This window comes from Arthrobacter sp. yr096 (assembly GCF_900108925.1).
In the GTDB taxonomy this organism is placed as follows: Bacteria; Actinomycetota; Actinomycetes; order Actinomycetales; family Micrococcaceae; genus Arthrobacter.
Map to the genome: position 1 here is coordinate 569,267 of NZ_FNYI01000003.1, position 16,294 is coordinate 585,560.

General features: G+C 61.0%; 13 protein-coding genes. 4 read left to right on the plus strand and 9 right to left on the minus strand.

From position 1 onward, the window contains the following. Positions 1-50: 50 nt before the first annotated feature. Positions 51-1,133 (minus strand): quinone-dependent dihydroorotate dehydrogenase, encoded by a 1,083-nt coding sequence (locus BMY91_RS10500; protein ID WP_090821582.1) that lies wholly within the window; start codon positions 1,131-1,133, stop codon positions 51-53. Between the two features lie 68 nt (positions 1,134-1,201). Here BMY91_RS10500 and BMY91_RS10505 point away from each other — a divergent pair, with 68 nt between their 5' ends. The 3 genes from BMY91_RS10505 to BMY91_RS10515 are packed head-to-tail and all read left to right on the plus strand — an operon-like array spanning position 1,202 to position 4,989. After that, complete coding sequence (locus BMY91_RS10505) at positions 1,202-2,884, plus strand: FAD-binding dehydrogenase (RefSeq protein WP_090821583.1); 1,683 nt, start codon at positions 1,202-1,204, stop codon at positions 2,882-2,884. 9 nt (positions 2,885-2,893) lie between these two features. After that, positions 2,894-3,919, plus strand: a complete 1,026-nt coding sequence (locus BMY91_RS10510; protein ID WP_090821585.1) for an alpha/beta hydrolase — start codon at positions 2,894-2,896, stop codon at positions 3,917-3,919. Next, positions 3,916-4,989, plus strand: a complete 1,074-nt coding sequence (locus BMY91_RS10515; protein ID WP_090821588.1) for an alpha/beta hydrolase — start codon at positions 3,916-3,918, stop codon at positions 4,987-4,989. Before BMY91_RS10510 ends, BMY91_RS10515 begins: the two co-directional genes overlap by 4 nt. A 32-nt stretch (positions 4,990-5,021) precedes the next feature. Here the strand turns inward: BMY91_RS10515 and BMY91_RS10520 are convergent, their stop codons facing one another. The 3 genes from BMY91_RS10520 to leuA all read right to left on the minus strand — a co-directional run bounded on the left by BMY91_RS10520 (position 5,022) and on the right by leuA (position 8,424). Continuing rightward, a complete protein-coding gene (locus tag BMY91_RS10520) occupies positions 5,022-5,846 on the minus strand; it encodes an isoprenyl transferase (RefSeq protein WP_090821590.1) in 825 nt (274 codons plus the stop codon). A gap of 2 nt (positions 5,847-5,848) precedes the next feature. Beyond that, complete coding sequence (gene recO, locus BMY91_RS10525) at positions 5,849-6,601, minus strand: DNA repair protein RecO (RefSeq protein ID WP_090821592.1); 753 nt, start codon at positions 6,599-6,601, stop codon at positions 5,849-5,851. Positions 6,602-6,684: 83 nt separating this feature from the next. Then, positions 6,685-8,424, minus strand: coding sequence for a 2-isopropylmalate synthase (gene leuA, locus BMY91_RS10530; RefSeq protein WP_090821594.1), 1,740 nt, complete (start codon positions 8,422-8,424; stop codon positions 6,685-6,687). 247 nt (positions 8,425-8,671) lie between these two features. Here leuA and BMY91_RS10535 point away from each other — a divergent pair, with 247 nt between their 5' ends. Then, on the plus strand, positions 8,672-10,624 hold the full coding sequence (locus BMY91_RS10535) for a M13 family metallopeptidase (protein ID WP_090821596.1): 1,953 nt from the start codon (positions 8,672-8,674) through the stop codon (positions 10,622-10,624). 75 nt (positions 10,625-10,699) lie between these two features. On the opposite strand, the gene BMY91_RS10540 is transcribed toward BMY91_RS10535, so the two are convergent. The 5 genes from BMY91_RS10540 to BMY91_RS10560 form a co-directional block, all read right to left on the minus strand. Continuing rightward, entirely contained in the window at positions 10,700-12,259 is a 1,560-nt protein-coding gene (locus BMY91_RS10540) for an LCP family protein (protein WP_090821598.1), read from the minus strand. A 104-nt stretch (positions 12,260-12,363) separates the two neighbouring features. Further along, positions 12,364-13,326, minus strand: a complete 963-nt coding sequence (era, locus tag BMY91_RS10545) for a GTPase Era (RefSeq protein WP_090821600.1) — start codon at positions 13,324-13,326, stop codon at positions 12,364-12,366. Then, the gene (locus tag BMY91_RS10550) at positions 13,310-14,641 is read right to left on the minus strand and encodes a hemolysin family protein (protein ID WP_090821602.1); all 1,332 of its coding nucleotides are present in this window, start codon (positions 14,639-14,641) and stop codon (positions 13,310-13,312) included. The genes era and BMY91_RS10550 overlap by 17 nt, the downstream gene beginning before the upstream one ends. Continuing rightward, on the minus strand, positions 14,638-15,111 hold the full coding sequence (gene ybeY, locus BMY91_RS10555; RefSeq protein ID WP_026540771.1) for an rRNA maturation RNase YbeY: 474 nt from the start codon (positions 15,109-15,111) through the stop codon (positions 14,638-14,640). Before ybeY ends, BMY91_RS10550 begins: the two co-directional genes overlap by 4 nt. Then, positions 15,108-16,190 (minus strand): PhoH family protein, encoded by a 1,083-nt coding sequence (locus BMY91_RS10560; protein ID WP_090821604.1) that lies wholly within the window; start codon positions 16,188-16,190, stop codon positions 15,108-15,110. Before BMY91_RS10560 ends, ybeY begins: the two co-directional genes overlap by 4 nt. Positions 16,191-16,294 lie beyond the last annotated feature (104 nt).

Consider the following 16,294-nt stretch of genomic DNA (forward strand, 5'->3'; position numbering starts at 1 on the left):
AAAACGAGAAACCCCGGACCATGGGTCCGGGGTTTTCTGTTGGGAAGCGGTTACTGGCGGGGCGAGCGTCGACGACTTTTCAGGAGACCCTTGTTGATGCGGGAAGCCCAGAAGGGCCCCTCGTAGAGGAAAGCTGTGTAACCCTGCACCAAGGTTGCGCCTGCATCCAGTCGATCCTGGACATCCAAGGCAGTCTCCACGCCACCGACGGCGATGAGTACCAGCTCATCACCCACCGCTGACTTGAGTCGTCGAAGGACATCGAGGGAACGCTCCTTAAGAGGAGCTCCCGAGAGGCCCCCCGCACCCAGTGCGGCAACCTTCACGTTGTCCGAGACCAGCCCTTCACGGGAAATGGTGGTGTTGGTGGCGATGATGCCATCAAGCTTGAGATCCAGCGCAAGCTTCGCGACGTCGTCGATGTCGTCATCAGAGAGGTCCGGCGCGATCTTGACCAACAGAGGAACATGCCGCCCGGCGGACTCATCGGCAGCATCTCCTACTGCGCGCAACAGCGGACGCAATGTCTCCACATTTTGCAGAAGCCGAAGTCCCGGCGTGTTGGGCGAGCTGACGTTGACCACCAGATAATCGGCAGCGGGCGCCAAGCTGCGTGCGCTGACCAGGTAATCCTCGGTGGCGTCGTCGAGTGCCACCAGCTTGGTCTTGCCGATGTTAACCCCGATAATCGGCCGAACGTCCGGGTGCTGCCTTTGCAAAGCAGCCCGTGCGGACTTGAGCCGCGGCGCTACGGAAGCAGCGCCGTCGTTATTGAATCCCATACGGTTGATGACCGCACGGTCCTCAACCAATCGGAACAGGCGTGGCTTCTCGTTGCCGGGCTGCGCCTGGCCGGTAATGGTACCCACTTCCACGTGCCCGAATCCGAGCTCGGACAAAGCTTCGATCCCGTGCCCTTCCTTGTCAAAGCCGGCTGCGAGGCCAAACGGCGACGGAAATGTCAGCCCGAGGGCCTCCGTACGAAGGGAAGCATCCGGGGCTGTCATCCTGGCAAGAATCCGGCCGGCGCCCGAACGGTGGGCAGCACGGATTCCCTGGAAGCCGATCTTGTGTGCCTTCTCGGCGTCCATCCAGGAGAAGGCCAGCTTGAAGAATGTGGGGTAAACACGCATGGTCCTAGTTTTCCGCTTTACGGACAACTCACCAAACCCGTGACCCGCACTGGGGCTAGCATGTACGCATGCCGCTGGATATTAGTGACGCAGATCATTCGAACCCAAGGATTGTTGCAGACATCGTCGTGGTGGGAGCGGGGCTGTCAGGTCTTGTTGCCGCCGCCACGGCCTACGCAGCCGGCAAGTCAGTAGCCGTGCTAGACCAGGAGCCCGAGGCATCAATTGGCGGCCAGGCGCATTGGTCCTTCGGCGGCCTCTTCATGGTGGACACTCCTGAGCAGCGGCGCCTGGGCGTCAAAGACAGCGCTGAGCTCGCTTTGTCCGATTGGCTTGCGTCGGCAGCCTTTGATCGCTCCGGGGATAGCAACGCGCGGGAGTGGGCCGAGGCCTATGTGGAGTTCGCTGCGGGTGAGAAGCGGGCATGGCTCCGGAACCTTGGCGTCGGCATCTTCCCACTGGTGCAGTGGGCAGAGCGTGGCGGCTACGGACCCCAAGGACACGGGAACACTGTCCCACGCTTCCATGTCACGTGGGGCACCGGACCAGCGCTGGTGAAACCGTTCCTCGGGAAAGTGCGGGAAGGCGTCGAGGCCGGCCGGGTAAGCCTGCACTTCAGGCACCGTGCCCTTTCCCTGATAACGACGGCGGGCAAGGTCACGGGCGTTTCCGGTGAGGTGCTGGAACCGTCGACGGCGGTGCGTGGCACTGCGACGGCGAGGGTCGCCGTTGCGGGTTTCGAAGCAAGCGCCGGTGCTGTAGTGGTGACATCCGGTGGTATCGGCGGTAACCATGACATGGTCCGGCGCCAATGGCCCGGAGAAAACGCACCCACCTACATGCTGAGCGGCGTCCCGGTTTCCGTTGACGGAGAATTCCAATCCGCCGTGGAAACCATGGGAGCGTCGGTGGTCAACGGCGACAGGATGTGGCACTACCCGGAGGGTATTCATAACTACGATCCTGTGTGGCCCAAGCACGGCATCCGCATCCTGCCCGGCCCATCGTCCCTGTGGCTAGATGCCGAGGGCCACCAGCTGCCGGCTCCCCTCTTCCCCGGCTTTGATTCCTTGGGAGCACTGCGCCACATACTCGGCACCGGCCACGATTATTCATGGTTTGTCCTCAACAGAACCATCGCCCTCAAGGAGCTGGCCTTGTCCGGATCCGAGCAGAATCCGGATCTCACAGGCAAGGACATCAGGCTTCTTGCATCCCGATTGAAGCCCGGCAGCGATTCTCCCATCCAGCGGTTCCTGGATAAGGGAGTGGACTTCATTCAGGCCTCGGCTCCCGCAGAACTCGCATCCCGGATGAACCAGCTCACGGAAAGCCCCCGGATCAACGCCGCCTCGCTGGAATCACTGATTCGCGCACGGGATAGCCAAGTGGCCAGCGGTCTGGGCAAGGACCCACAACTCGCCGCCATCAGGGCAGCCCGCCGGTTTGCTACGGACAAACTAATGCGGGTAGCTCCCCCGCACCGACTGACGGACCCCGCCCACGGACCTTTGGTCGCCATCCGGCTTTCCGTGCTGACCAGGAAGAGCCTGGGTGGGCTCAGAACGGATCTGCGTTCCAGGGTCCTGGACAACGGCGGGCAGGCCATACCGGGCCTCTACGCGGCGGGCGAAGCTGCAGGATTCGGCGGCGGTGGCATCCATGGCTACCGTGCATTGGAGGGCACTTTCCTGGGCGGCTGCCTCTTCACGGGGAGGGCAGCGGGACGGGACGCCGCCGCCAGTGTCTAAGCTAATGCCATGGAGTGGACCGCTGACATCCTGGGAACGGACTTCCAATCCTGCGACATTGACGCTGCAGGTCCGGACGGCGTCGTCCGGCACGCCACGCTGATCCGCCACAGGACAGGGCCCGGAACCCAACCGTCCGGCCGGGGGCACACAATGGCCGGGCGATACGGCGCCGTCCTCTTTCTGCACGGCTGGAGCGACTACTTCTTCAATGCCGAACTTGCCAGGTTCTGGGCCGGGCAAGGCTACGACTTCTACGCGCTGGACATGCACAATCACGGACGGAGCCTGCAAGCGGGAAACCCCGGCGGATATGTGGCGAATCTGATCGACTACGACGCTGAAATCAACCAGGCTGTTCAGGTCATCCGGCATGACCGCGGCGGATCGCCTGCAGGCAGCTTGACGCTAATGGGACATTCCACGGGAGGACTCGTGGCGGCCTTATGGGCCAGCCGCCACCCAGCAGAGGTCCAATACCTGATCCTTGACAGCCCCTGGCTGGAGATGCACGGCAGTTCCTTGGTACGGCGGGCTGCGCAAGCCATGGTGGCGCCGGTGGCAAAGCTTCGTCCCAAGACCGTCCTCAGGTTGCCGGAGCGGGGCTTCTACTTCCGGAGCATCAGCAGTTCCGCCGAAGGCGAATGGTCCCTTGATGAAAAGTACCGGCCACCTTTGGCATTCCCGGTCCGCGCGGGATGGCTCAATGCAGTCTTTGCCGGGCATTCGCAGGTTGCCCGGGGCCTGAATCTGGAGATGCCAGTCCTGGTACTGGCGTCGTCAGCCAGCGCCAACGGCATGGTGTGGCAGGAATCCATGCGCCGCTCGGATGCTGTCCTTGACGTCAGTGTCATGGCCTTGCGCGCCATGGCATTGGGACGGACCGTCACCCTGGAACGCATCGACGGCGGCCTCCACGACGTCTTCCTGTCGGCACCGGCGGTGCGCAAGGACGCATACGCACGTCTGGCCCGATGGATCAAGGGATTCATGCAGTACGAAGCGCCTGAAGAACGGCACGAAGGGGAGATATGACCACCGCGGGGGAATCGGCAGCACAGTGGAGACCCGACATTCTTGGCCACGGCTATGAATGCATGGAACTTCCACTCACGCCGGATGAAGAGGGCACCACTAAGGCGACCTTGATCAGGCATGCGCCTCCAGTCGCCGACTCAGCACCGCATGGAATCCTCGACTTCCTTGCGTCATTTACCAAACGCAGGCGCCGTCCTGCTCCGGCTGATCCTTCCGGAGCCCCCAGGGCCGTGCTGTACCTCCACGGATGGGCGGACTACTTCCTGCAGACTGAGCTTGCCGAGTATCTGACGGCGTCAGGATTTCATTTCTATGCAGTGGACCTGCGGAAATTCGGCCGAAGCCTGCTGCCGGGACAGACGCCCGGCTACACCTCGGACCTCAGCGTCTACGATGAGGATCTTGCGGCGGCTTTGACGGAAATCGAACGCGATGTGGCTACGAGGACCAATAGCAGCACGCCACCCACCATCCACATGCTGGGCCATTCGCTGGGAGGCCTGATTGCCGCGCTCTGGGCCGATCGTAACCCCGGCCGATTGGGCACCCTGGTTCTGAACTCGCCGTGGCTGGAGCTTCAGGGCAGTAGCCTCGTCCGCAGCATAGCCATGCACTTGGTGGAACCTTTTGCCCGCACGGATCCCAAGCGCCCCTTCCGGTTTCCGGACATGCCGGCCTACTGGGAGAGCGTCAGTAACGAGGCCCACGGCGAATGGATCCTGGACCCTGTGTGGCGACCGCGCACTTCCTTCCCCATCCGGGCCGGTTGGACCAAGGCGGTTCTGGCAGGACATGCTGCCGTGGAGCGCAAGCTGAACATCGACGCACCCGTGCTGGTTCTGCTGTCCGGGCGGACCAGAATACAAGCCGAATGGACCGCTGACCTCATGCGGGCGGATGCTGTGATTGACGTGGAGGAAACCTCACGACGGGCCCTCGGACTCGCCCGTCGTACCGCGGTGTTCCGGTACCCGGGAGCCCTCCATGACGTCTTTTTGTCCAGGCGCACCGTCCGCCAACAGGCCTATCGCGACGTCGCGGTGTGGCTGGCTGCCTATCCGTATTGATGCACTTAGGGCCCTGACGTAGCAAAGGCGTGCTACGTGGCGGGCGGGGCCGCATCCACTGCTCCACCGTAGCGGCGGTCGCGTTTCGCATAGATCTCGACGGCGTCCCACAGGGTTCGCCTGTCCACGTCCGGCCACAGGGTGTCCATGAAAACGAACTCGGCATAGGCAGATTGCCACAGCAGGAAGTTCGAGAGTCGCTGCTCCCCAGAGCTGCGTAGGAAGAGGTCCACGTCGGGGAGGTCCGGCTCATCGAGGTATTTCTGGATGGTCTTCTCCGATACCGACCCCGGCTTGAGCCGCCCCGCTGCGACATCGTGGGCAATTGCCGAAACAGCATCGGCGATCTCGGCGCGGCCACCGTAATTAACACACATGGTCAACGTGCAGGTGTCGTTGCCTCGCGTATAGTCCTCGGCTTCTTCCAACTCCTTGATGACGGAACCCCACAATCGTGGGCGACGGCCCGCCCAGCGGATGCGGACACCCCATTCGTCCAGCTGGTTGCGCTGGCGACGTAGTACATCCTTGTTAAATCCCATGAGGAAACGGACTTCTTCGGGCGACCGGCGCCAGTTCTCGGTGGAAAAAGCGTAGACACTGACGTACTTGATTCCGAGCTCGATCGCCCCTGCCATCACATCGAGGAGAGCAGGCTCACCGGCCTTATGTCCTTCGATGCGAGGCAGTCCACGCTGATTTGCCCAGCGGCCATTGCCGTCCATGACAATCGCCACATGCTGCGGGATGAGTTCACTTGGAATGGCCGGTGGGACCGCCCCGGATGGATGAGCATAGGGGGCCACCACTGGCGCCGTTCTTGCCGTTGTTGACTTGCTCTTTTTTCCAAGTGCCACTGTCAGCTTCGCTCCACGTGTTTGAGTGATTTCAATGCCCGTTCCAGGTGCCATTGCAGGTAGCTGGCCACCAGGCCTGCTGCTTCCCGTCGATGCCGGGGGTCGGAAGTATCCGCGACGCTCCAGTCACCCGTCAGCAGCGCGCCGAGCAACACCACCGTCTCTGGTGCCGGCGCCGGTGAACCGGGAGGCCTGCAGTCGCCGCACACCATCCCGCCTATCGGTGCCGCAAATGCCGTATGTGGACCGGGCCGGCCGCAACGGGCACATGAGGTAAAGCTCGGCGCCCAGCCTCCAGTCGCCAGTGCCCGGAGCAGGTAGGAGTCCAGGATGAGTTCGGGAGGATGGTCGGAACGGCTGAGCGCAGCCAGTGCGCCAACCAACAGGTTGTACTGGGCAGTTCCCGATTCAGTATCGGCGTCCGTCAGTTTCTCCGCAGTCTCTGTCATGGCTGCAGCAACTGTGAACCGCCCGTAGTCAGCTGCGATGCTGCTTCCATAGGCACCCTTCGCGACGGCTTGCGTCACAATGTCCAGCGTGCGGCCGGAAACGAGTTGCAGGTCCGCCACCATGAATGGCTCCAACCGGGCACCGAAACGGCTGCTGGTTCTACGAACCCCTTTGGCAACCGCACGAACCTGTCCATGGTGCTTGGTCAAGAGGGTGATGATGCGATCCGCTTCCCCCAGCTTATGGGTACGGAGCACCACGGCGTCGTCCCGATAGGAACGTGCTGCAAACGACGGATTGGCCACACCTAATCTTCGCATTACGCCCGCGTCCGGGTTGGTCGCCGGACCGTGTGGTGACGGTATTTCCCGTCACCACACGGAGGGCATTAAGCTCGGGCGTCCCGGACTGCCCGGTTCACTGCCGAAATCAGCGCCTTGAGGGAAGACGTCGTGGTGCTGGGGTCGATCCCCACTCCCCACAAAACCCGTTCGCCGACGGCACATTCGACGTAAGCTGCTGCACTGGCGCTGCCGCCTTCGGACAAAGCGTGTTCGCTGTAATCGAGGACACGGACGTCAACACCGTCATGGTGCAGGATGTCCAGCAAGGCAGCGATGGGACCATTGCCGTGTCCGGTCCTGCGAACCTCCACGCCGTCAATCCGCAGATTGGCGTTCATGGTCATGGCACCGGATTCGTCCGTCTCGGTGCTGATGCTGCCCAAGGCGTATCGGCCCCACTGCGCCTGCTCCTCATCGGAAGGCAAGTACTCATCCTGGAAAATCTTCCACAGCTGGGCGCCACTGACCTCGCCACCAACAGCATCGGTACGTCGCTGGATGACCCCGGAGAATTCGATCTGTGCACGGCGGGGCAAGTCCAGGTTGTGCTCATTCTTCAGCAGATAGGCAACACCGCCCTTGCCGGACTGGGAATTAACCCGGATGACGGCTTCGTAGCTGCGGCCCAGGTCCTTCGGATCGACGGGCAGGTACGGGACTTGCCAGGTGAAGTCATCCACCGGCTTGCCCGCTGCTGCGGCATCCTTCTCCAGCGCTTCAAAGCCCTTCTTGATAGCGTCCTGGTGCGATCCGGAGAAGGCGGTAAAGACGAGGTCGCCGCCGTAAGGGGAACGCTCCGGAACAGGCAGCTGGTTGCAGTACTCCACCGTGCGGCGGACTTCGTCGATATCGGAGAAATCGATCATTGGGTCCACACCCTGGACGAACATGTTCAAACCCAGTGTCACCAAGTCCACGTTGCCGGTCCGCTCACCGTTGCCGAACAAGCAGCCTTCGATGCGATCGGCGCCTGCCAGGTAACCGAGCTCGGCTGCGGCTACTCCAGTGCCGCGGTCATTGTGCGGGTGCAGGGAGATAATGATGCCCTCGCGGGGGTGCAGGTTCCGGTGCATCCACTCAATCGAGTCCGCGTAGACGTTCGGAGTTGCCATCTCCACGGTTGCCGGCAGGTTGATGATGACCTGATTGTCAGCAGAGGCCTCAAAGACATCAGCGATCGCATTGCAGACGCGTGCGGCGTACTCGAGCTCGGTGCCCGTGAAGGACTCCGGCGAGTATTCGTACGTGATGTGGGTGTCTTCCAAGGTCTCTTCGTACTTCTTGCACAGCCTGGCGCCCTGCAAGGCAATGTCCAGGATGCCGTCTTCATCCTGGTTGAACACGACGCGGCGTTGCAGAACAGACGTGGAGTTATACAGGTGCACGATGGCCTGCTTGGCGCCAACCAGGGACTCGTAAGTCCGCTCGATCAGGTGCTCACGCGCCTGCGTCAGGACCTGGATGCTGACATCGTCAGGAATATGGCCACCTTCAATGAGCTGGCGGACGAAGTCGAAGTCAGTCTGGGATGCCGATGGGAAACCAACTTCGATCTCCTTGTAGCCCATCTTGACGAGCAACTGGAACATTTTCAGCTTGCGGGCAGGACTCATGGGATCGATCAGCGCCTGATTGCCGTCACGCAGGTCCACTGCGCACCAGCGGGGCGCTTTGGTGATGACCTTGTCCGGCCACGTGCGGTCCGGTACCTCGACGGTGATCTGGTCCTGGAACGGCAGGTAGCGGTGAATCGGCATACCGGAGGGCTTTTGTGCATTACGCATGATGTGGCCTTTTCTCTAAGAACTAAGTGAAAGCTTAGCCGGACACAACGGAACTCCGCGGCGAGGATGGCCCAGCGTCAGATAGCTTTCAGGCCTCGCCGCGGCAGCTAAGAAGAAGCATTGCCGTACGCACAAAATGACAGTAACACGATGCGTATGATGACAGTGCAACACCTCATACAACGTCCACTATGCAGACGCCGCGACGGTGGAAACGCCTCCTGCAGCGTCCACACAAGGAGCCACAGTGCCACAGTCGGGGATCACTCTTTCCAACATCGATCACAGCGTCCGGCCCCAGGACGACCTGTACCAACACGTCAATGGCGCGTGGCTCAACAGCACAACGATCCCTGACGACCGGCCATTGGAAGGTACCTTCACCGCGCTGCGGGACGGCGCCGAGCTGGCGGTCAAGGCGATTATTGAGGAAGCTGCCAGCAAGGGTGAGTCAGCAACCGGCGTCGAACAACAAGTTGGCGGCCTGTATGCCAGCTTCATGGACGAGGCCACGGCAGAGGCGAAGGGCCTGGACCCTGTCCGCGGCCGCCTCAAAGATGTTGAGGCCACGGGGACAGCAACGGAACTTGCTGCGCTGATCGGCCGCCTCTTCCGCGCCGACGTCTCAGGTCTGTTCCCCATTTACCCTGCCCCGGATGCCGGAAATCCTGAGCGGATCCTCCTCTACATTGGACAGGGAGGCCTGGGATTGCCGGATGAGTCCTACTACCGGGATGAAAAATTTGCGGAAATTGTGGCAGCGTACGGCAAATACATCGCCAGGCTGTTCACCCTGGCCGGCCTTCCTGACGCAGAGGGAGCCTCGCAACGGATCGTGGGACTCGAAACCGCCCTGGCATCCCATCACTGGGACAACGTCACGCTGCGGGACCCGCAGAAGACCTACAACCTGAAAACTGCCGATCAGGCCGCAGCGCTTTTCCCCCTGCTGGACACATGGTTCGCGGCTGCACGCGTGGATGCGGCCAAACGCAATGAGATTGTGGTCAGCACCCCGGACTTCTTTGCCGGTGCCGCCGCACTGTTGGAGTCCGAGCCCCTGGACACGTGGAAGGAGTGGCTGGCGCTCAGGGTCCTTAGCTCCGCTGCCCCCTACCTGTCATCGGAATTCGTGACCACGAACTTCGATTTCTACGGAACCACCCTCAGTGGCACTCCCCAGAACAAGGAGCGGTGGAAGCGGGGCGTTGCTGTGGTTGAAGCAGCTCTCGGTGAGGCAGTCGGCCAGATCTACGTGGACCGCCACTTCCCTGCAGGCCACAAAGCCCGGATGGAGACCCTGGTGGGTAACTTGATCGCGGCGTACCGGGACAGCATCTCTTCCCTTGAGTGGATGGGCGAAGAAACCAAGAAGGAAGCGCTCAAGAAGTTGGAAGCGTTCCGCCCCAAGATCGGCTTCCCGGAGAAGTGGATAGACTACTCCGCCGTGGAGATCGACCCCACGGACCTTCTGGGCAACGTTGAGCGCGCCCATAATGCTGACGTCGATCGTCACCTCGATGAAATCGGGAAACCTGTTGATCTCACCAAATGGCTGATGACACCCCAAACGGTAAACGCCTATTACCACCCAATGCTGAACGAGATCGTGTTTCCGGCCGCCATCCTCCAGCCACCGTTCTTCAATGCCGACGCTGACGACGCCGTGAATTACGGCGGGATCGGTGCTGTGATCGGGCACGAAATCGGGCACGGGTTCGACGACCAAGGCTCGCAGTTCGATGGCAGCGGAGCCTTGCGGAATTGGTGGACAGAGGAAGACCGCACGGCGTTTGAGGCACTCACCGCACGGTTGGTGGCGCAGTACGATGCCCTGTCCCCTTATGCCGCTCCGGACCACAAAGTGAATGGCAAACTGACCCTCGGTGAGAACATCGGCGACCTCGGCGGACTCACCATTGCCTACAAGGCTTACCTGCTGAGTTTGGGCGGAGTAGAGCCGGAAGTCATCGACGGCTTTACCGGACAACAGCGGTTCTTCATGTCTTGGGCTGCCGGTTGGCGCCAGGTGATCCGCACGGAGGAAGCGATCCGCAGGCTGGCTACCGATCCGCACTCCCCCAATGAATTCCGTACGAACGCCATCGCCCGGAACCTCGACGCCTTCCACGAGGCCTTCAACGTGAGTGCCGAGGATGGCATGTGGATGGAATCCGGAGAGCGCGTCAGTATTTGGTAGAACAAGTGGAAAGGCCGGACCCGTTCTATGAGAACGGGTCCGGCCTTTTATTGTGGCTTGTTGATGCCAAGGCTTCTACTGATCGATATACAGCGGATTCACTTGCTGGCATACGGCATCCTTGGCCGTCTGGTTGACGACGTCGGAGGGAACAGCTGTGGCACCGTAGGCCGTGCCGCTCGCGAAGTCGGTTCCAACATACAGCTGTACACCTGCCACGCCGGGAGCCTGCTGAACCTGCGCCGCCGGAATTCCATACAGCGTGGCAACGTCGGCGGCCACATCGGCAAATCCGGCTCCGTAGTAAACAAAGGTCTGATCCACGGGGTTCGCCAGATACGAAACCGCCTGGGTAAAGCCATTGCCCGTCAGGACGGCCATCATTTCCTGTGCCCTCGCGGCAACACCGCTGCCGTTGGCAACCGCTACAGGTTGGATTGTTTTATCGTACGCAGGCGCCGCCGGAGTCGTTGCCGTGGGCTGGGGCGCGGGAGTCGCGCTGGACGACGGATTGGACGTTGCTCCTGGCGTCGTCAGGTCAAGGTCCGCACGCAGAGCGGAGAAGAGCTGGGACGCCTGCGGTTCAACGAGCTCCAATCGGTTCGGATCCACAGCAGCTGCCTGAGTGGGAACTGCGACGAACGCCACCTTGGAAACATCAATGTCCTTCAACCGGCCACCAATGGTCAACAAGGACGGCACGGATGCCAGCCCCTCATCAACTGTCAGGTTCTGCGTTACGACGTCGGCAATCTGGAGGAGCCGCTGCGGGTTGCCCAAGGTGCCTTCGTCCTTGAGTTTCCTTGTCAGGGAAGACAAGAACGCTTGCTGGCCCTTGATACGGCCGAGGTCACCGCCATCGCCGAAAGCGTGCCTGGTCCTCAGGAAGGCCAAAGCCTGTTCGCCCTCCACCAGCGAATCACCCTTGGGCAGGCGCAGGCGGGAGTCCGGGTCAAAGACCGGATCGCTGACGCAAACGTTGACTCCACCAACAGCATGGGAGAGCTCCTTGACGGCGTTGAAGTCCGCCATCATGAAGTGGTCGATCTCCAGGCCTGTCAGCTTGTTGACGGTATCCACCGCACAACCAATGCCGGCTTCAGCCATGGCCTCGTTAATCATCACGCCGCTGCGGGCGGGGAACGTCTGGTTGTTGGTGTGATCCGTGCATTGGGGGACGTCCACCAGGAGGTCGCGGGGGAAACTCATAACACTGACGCGTTTGTTGTCCGCGGAGATATCCAGCAGCATCATCACATCGGAGTGACCGTAGCCCGTGGAGTCCTCAGACGTTCCGTAGCCGGAGTTCTTGCCGTCACGGGTGTCCGAACCAAGTATCAGGATTTGCAGGCGGTCAGACTTGTCGTTGGCCAACGCTTCACCGGAATCGCGGGACTCCCCGGCACTCAGCGGCGCCTTGGTGATATTGCTCTGCAGGCGGATGAACCAAAAGGCGGCAAAGGCCACCCCGGCAACGAGGGCAACGGAGACTACTCCGGTGACAATCTTCAGCCAGAGCGGCAGGCCTTTGCGTTCCTTCATGTGGCGGGGAGTGCCCTCTGCATCCTCACCATGGCGGGCCGCAACGGAGCCAGCGGTGCCGGTGCCCTGCGGGCGGGCGTCACGACGTCGCACTATTCGGTTTACCTTTCCTCAAACACGTGGATTCCCGTCATCATAGTTGCCGATTCTGGGAAGTTCCTTATCGGGCCAAAGCCACGCCGGGACGTATGACGCCCTTAGAACCCGAGTTTGACCAACTGCTTGGGGTCCCGCTGCCAGTCTTTGGCTACCTTGACGTGCAAGTCGAGGTAAATCCGGGTTCCCAGAAGAGTCTCGATTCCCTTGCGGGCGTTGGTACCCACTTCACGCAACCTGCTTCCGCCCTTGCCGATGATGATTGCCTTCTGCGAAGGACGCTCTACATAGAGATTCACCCGAACATCCAGCAGCGGATTGTCCTCCGTACGACCTTCACGGGGAACGATTTCCTCCACCACTACCGCCAGCGAGTGAGGGAGTTCATCACGGACCCCTTCCAGAGCGGCCTCGCGGATCAGTTCGGCGATCATGACGGCCTCGGGCTCGTCCGTTAGCTCCCCATCCGGGTAGAGCGGTGGGGACGACGGCATGTGGCTGATCAGCACATCCGCAACAGTAGAGACCTGGAAACCATCTGCGGCGGATACGGGGACGATGTCCGCCCAGCCCTGCTCGCCAAGGACTTCGCGCCCCAAAGCCGCTACGGCCAGCAACTGCTCAGTCAGTGCCTGGCGGTCCACGAGGTCCGTTTTGGTCACGAGCGCAACAATAGGCTTGCGACCCACTGCGGCCAATTGCGCGGCGATGTACTTGTCGCCGGGGCCGATTTTTTCATTTGCGGGCAAGCAGAATCCGATGGCATCGACTTCCGCCAGCGTGTCTGCGACAAGTTCGTTAAGGCGCTTTCCCAGCAGGGTGCGCGGCCGGTGGAGTCCCGGTGTGTCCACCAAGATCAGCTGGGCGTCATCTCGATGGACGATCCCGCGAATGGTGTGGCGCGTTGTTTGCGGCTTGGCAGAAGTGATGGCCACCTTCTGGCCAACCAAGGCATTGGTCAGCGTTGATTTGCCGGCATTCGGGCGGCCCACCAGCACGGAGAAGCCTGCGTGGAAGCCGCCGAAATCACTATCGGCATCGAATTTCTTATTTTGCTTGCTCACGTGGAACTCCCTGTTGCGTTGAGTCGGCGTCATCGAGTAGGTCTTCAAAGTCAGTGTCTTCCTTTGGCATGGCTGCCGCAATGATGTGGCTGACCCTGTTTCGGCGACCCTCCAGCCTATCCGCCCTGAGTGATATTCCGTTCACTTCAACGGAGCTTCCGACAATGGGAACCTGACCCAAGGCCTTGGCGAGGAGACCACCGACGGTGTCTACCTCGTCGTCGTCGAGGTCAACGTCAAACAATTCGCCAAGGTCATCGATGCTCATGCGTGCACTTACGCGATAGGTACCGTCACCGAGCTCCACCGCTTCTTCCGCGGCTGCGTCGTATTCATCAACGATTTCGCCCACGATTTCCTCAATGAGGTCCTCGAGGGTCACCAGCCCTGCGGTACCGCCGTACTCGTCAATGACGATGGCCACGTGGGTGGACTCTTGCTGCAGCTCCCGGAGGAGATCGCTCACGGGTTTGGATTCCGGGACGTAGCGGACATCGCGCGCGAGTGAATCGACATCATGGGCTTGTAAGCCCGGTTCGCCACGATGCATGGCCGACGCGACGTCCTTGAGGTAGAGAATGCCACGGATCTGATCCGTATTCTCACCAATGACGGGGATCCTGGAATAGCCGGAACGCAGAAACAGGCCCATGGCCGTCTCCAGATCCGAACCCGTCCCAATGCTGACAATGTCCGTTCGGGGAACCATGACGGAACGCACCAGGGTGTCGCCAAAGTCGAACACTGAATGAATGAGCTCGGCCTCGTTGTCTTCGATCATGTCCGATTCCGCGGCACGATCCACGAACTCGCGGAACTCTTCTTCGCTGACGAAGGCGTCATCGCCGCTCGGAGCACCGGGAGCCACGGCCTGACCGAGTGCCACCAGCCAGCCGGGAATGGGGCCAAGGATCCAGCACAGGAAACGGATCAATGGAGCCGTGAACCGGACTACAGGGCCTGAGTGCGCCCGACCCAACTGCCTGGGCGACACACCCACCAGGACGAATCCGATCACGGCCATGATGCCAGTGGCGGCAAGGCCGGCAAGCCACACATTGTCCAGCAAGCTGTGCAGAACCACGGCCACGGCTACGGCGGCGGCCATTTCAAACCAGACGCGCCAGAAACGTAAAGCGCGCATATGGGCAATGGGTGCCTTGAGGATGCCACCCAGCGCTTTGCCTTTGCTCTTAAGAATCGATTGCTCTGCTTCATGCCGGGGCAGGAAGTTGAACGCGGCCTCGGCTGCAGTCAGCAGGGCGACGAAACTCAGGAAAACCAGCGCCATGCCAACCAGGATGATCCCGGTCACTGCATGGTCTCCATGGGGGCATCCTTGCCCAGGAATTCAGACAGCAGTTCCCGCTGCAAGCCGAACATCTCTTCCTTCTCCTCAGGCTCGGCATGATCGAACCCGAGCAGGTGGAGTATGCCGTGGGTGGTCAACAGCAACATCTCATCCTGGGTAGGGTGCCCGGCGTTCCGGGCCTGCACTTCGGCAACCTGTGGACAGATGGCAATGTCTCCCAACATCCCCTGTGGCGTTGGCCTGTCCGGAGTTCCGGGAGTGAGCTCATCCATCGGCACGGACAGCACGTCAGTTGCTCCGGGCTCGTCCATGAGCTCGATGTGGAGCTTCTCCATGGCCGGTTCATCCACCAGCAGAATGGAAAGCTCGGCCTGGGGGTGGATGTAGAGCCGCTCAAAGATGAAGCGGGACAACGTCACCAGTTGCGCCTCGTCCACGGCAACGCCGGACTCGTTATTGACTTCAATGCTCATTTACGTTCTCCACGCTTGAAATGTGTTCCTGCGGCGTCAGTAGTGTGCGCGTCATCCCACTTGCTGTAGGCGGAGACGATGTCCGCCACGAGCCGATGCCTGACGACGTCGGCCGCCTCCAGAAGTGAGAAATTGACGTCATCGATGCCGGTGAGGATTTCGCGGACTATTCGCAAGCCGGAGGTGGATCCGGAGGGCAGATCGATTTGTGTGACGTCACCGGTCACCACCATTTTTGATCCGAAGCCCAGGCGGGTCAGGAACATCTTCATCTGCTCCGGGGTGGTGTTCTGTGCTTCGTCCAAGATGATGAAGGCATCGTTCAACGTTCGTCCGCGCATGTAGGCCAGTGGTGCGACTTCAATGGTCCCCGCCGCCATAAGCCGCGGTATGGATTCAGGGTCCATCATGTCGTGCAACGCATCATAAAGAGGCCGCAGATAAGGATCGATCTTGTCGCTCAGGGTTCCGGGAAGGAATCCCAGCCGCTCCCCCGCCTCCACGGCGGGCCGCGTCAAAATGATCCGGCTGACTTCCTTCATTTGAAGCGCCTGAACAGCCTTTGCCATGGCCAGATATGTCTTGCCCGTACCTGCCGGGCCGATCCCGAAGATCACCGTGTTTGCGTCGATGGCATCCACATAGTTCTTCTGGTTCAGCGTCTTGGGCCGGATGGTTTTGCCCCTGCTGGACAGGATGTTGTGGGTCAGGACATCGGCAGGATTCTGCACTGACTGGGTGCTCAAGAGGGAGACGAGCTGCTGAAGGACGTCCGGTGTGACCACGGTGCCCTTCGACACCAGCCCGCGCACTTCCTCAAGGAGGCGCATGATTCGCGGGATAACCGTGGAAGGGCCGGTCATGGAAAGTTCGTTGCCCCGGACATGGAAATTGACGTCCTGGAACTGCTCCTCGATGTACCGCAGGGCCTCGTCGTGGCTGCCCAGCGAGTGAACCATCTGGTCGGAGTTGTCGAACGTGACAATCTCCGTGCGCGTGCCCGGTAACGTGTGCGGGAACTCGGTAGGCGACTGGTTGCCGTTACCGGTCCTGAGCCGCCCATTCAAAGATTCACTCATAGTGCTGGCCGTCAGGCCTGTTCTCCTCCGGTTGGGTCGTATTAACGCCATCGATTCGACATATGCGGCCGCCTGAAGACGCCCGCCTTGATGCCGGAATGAAC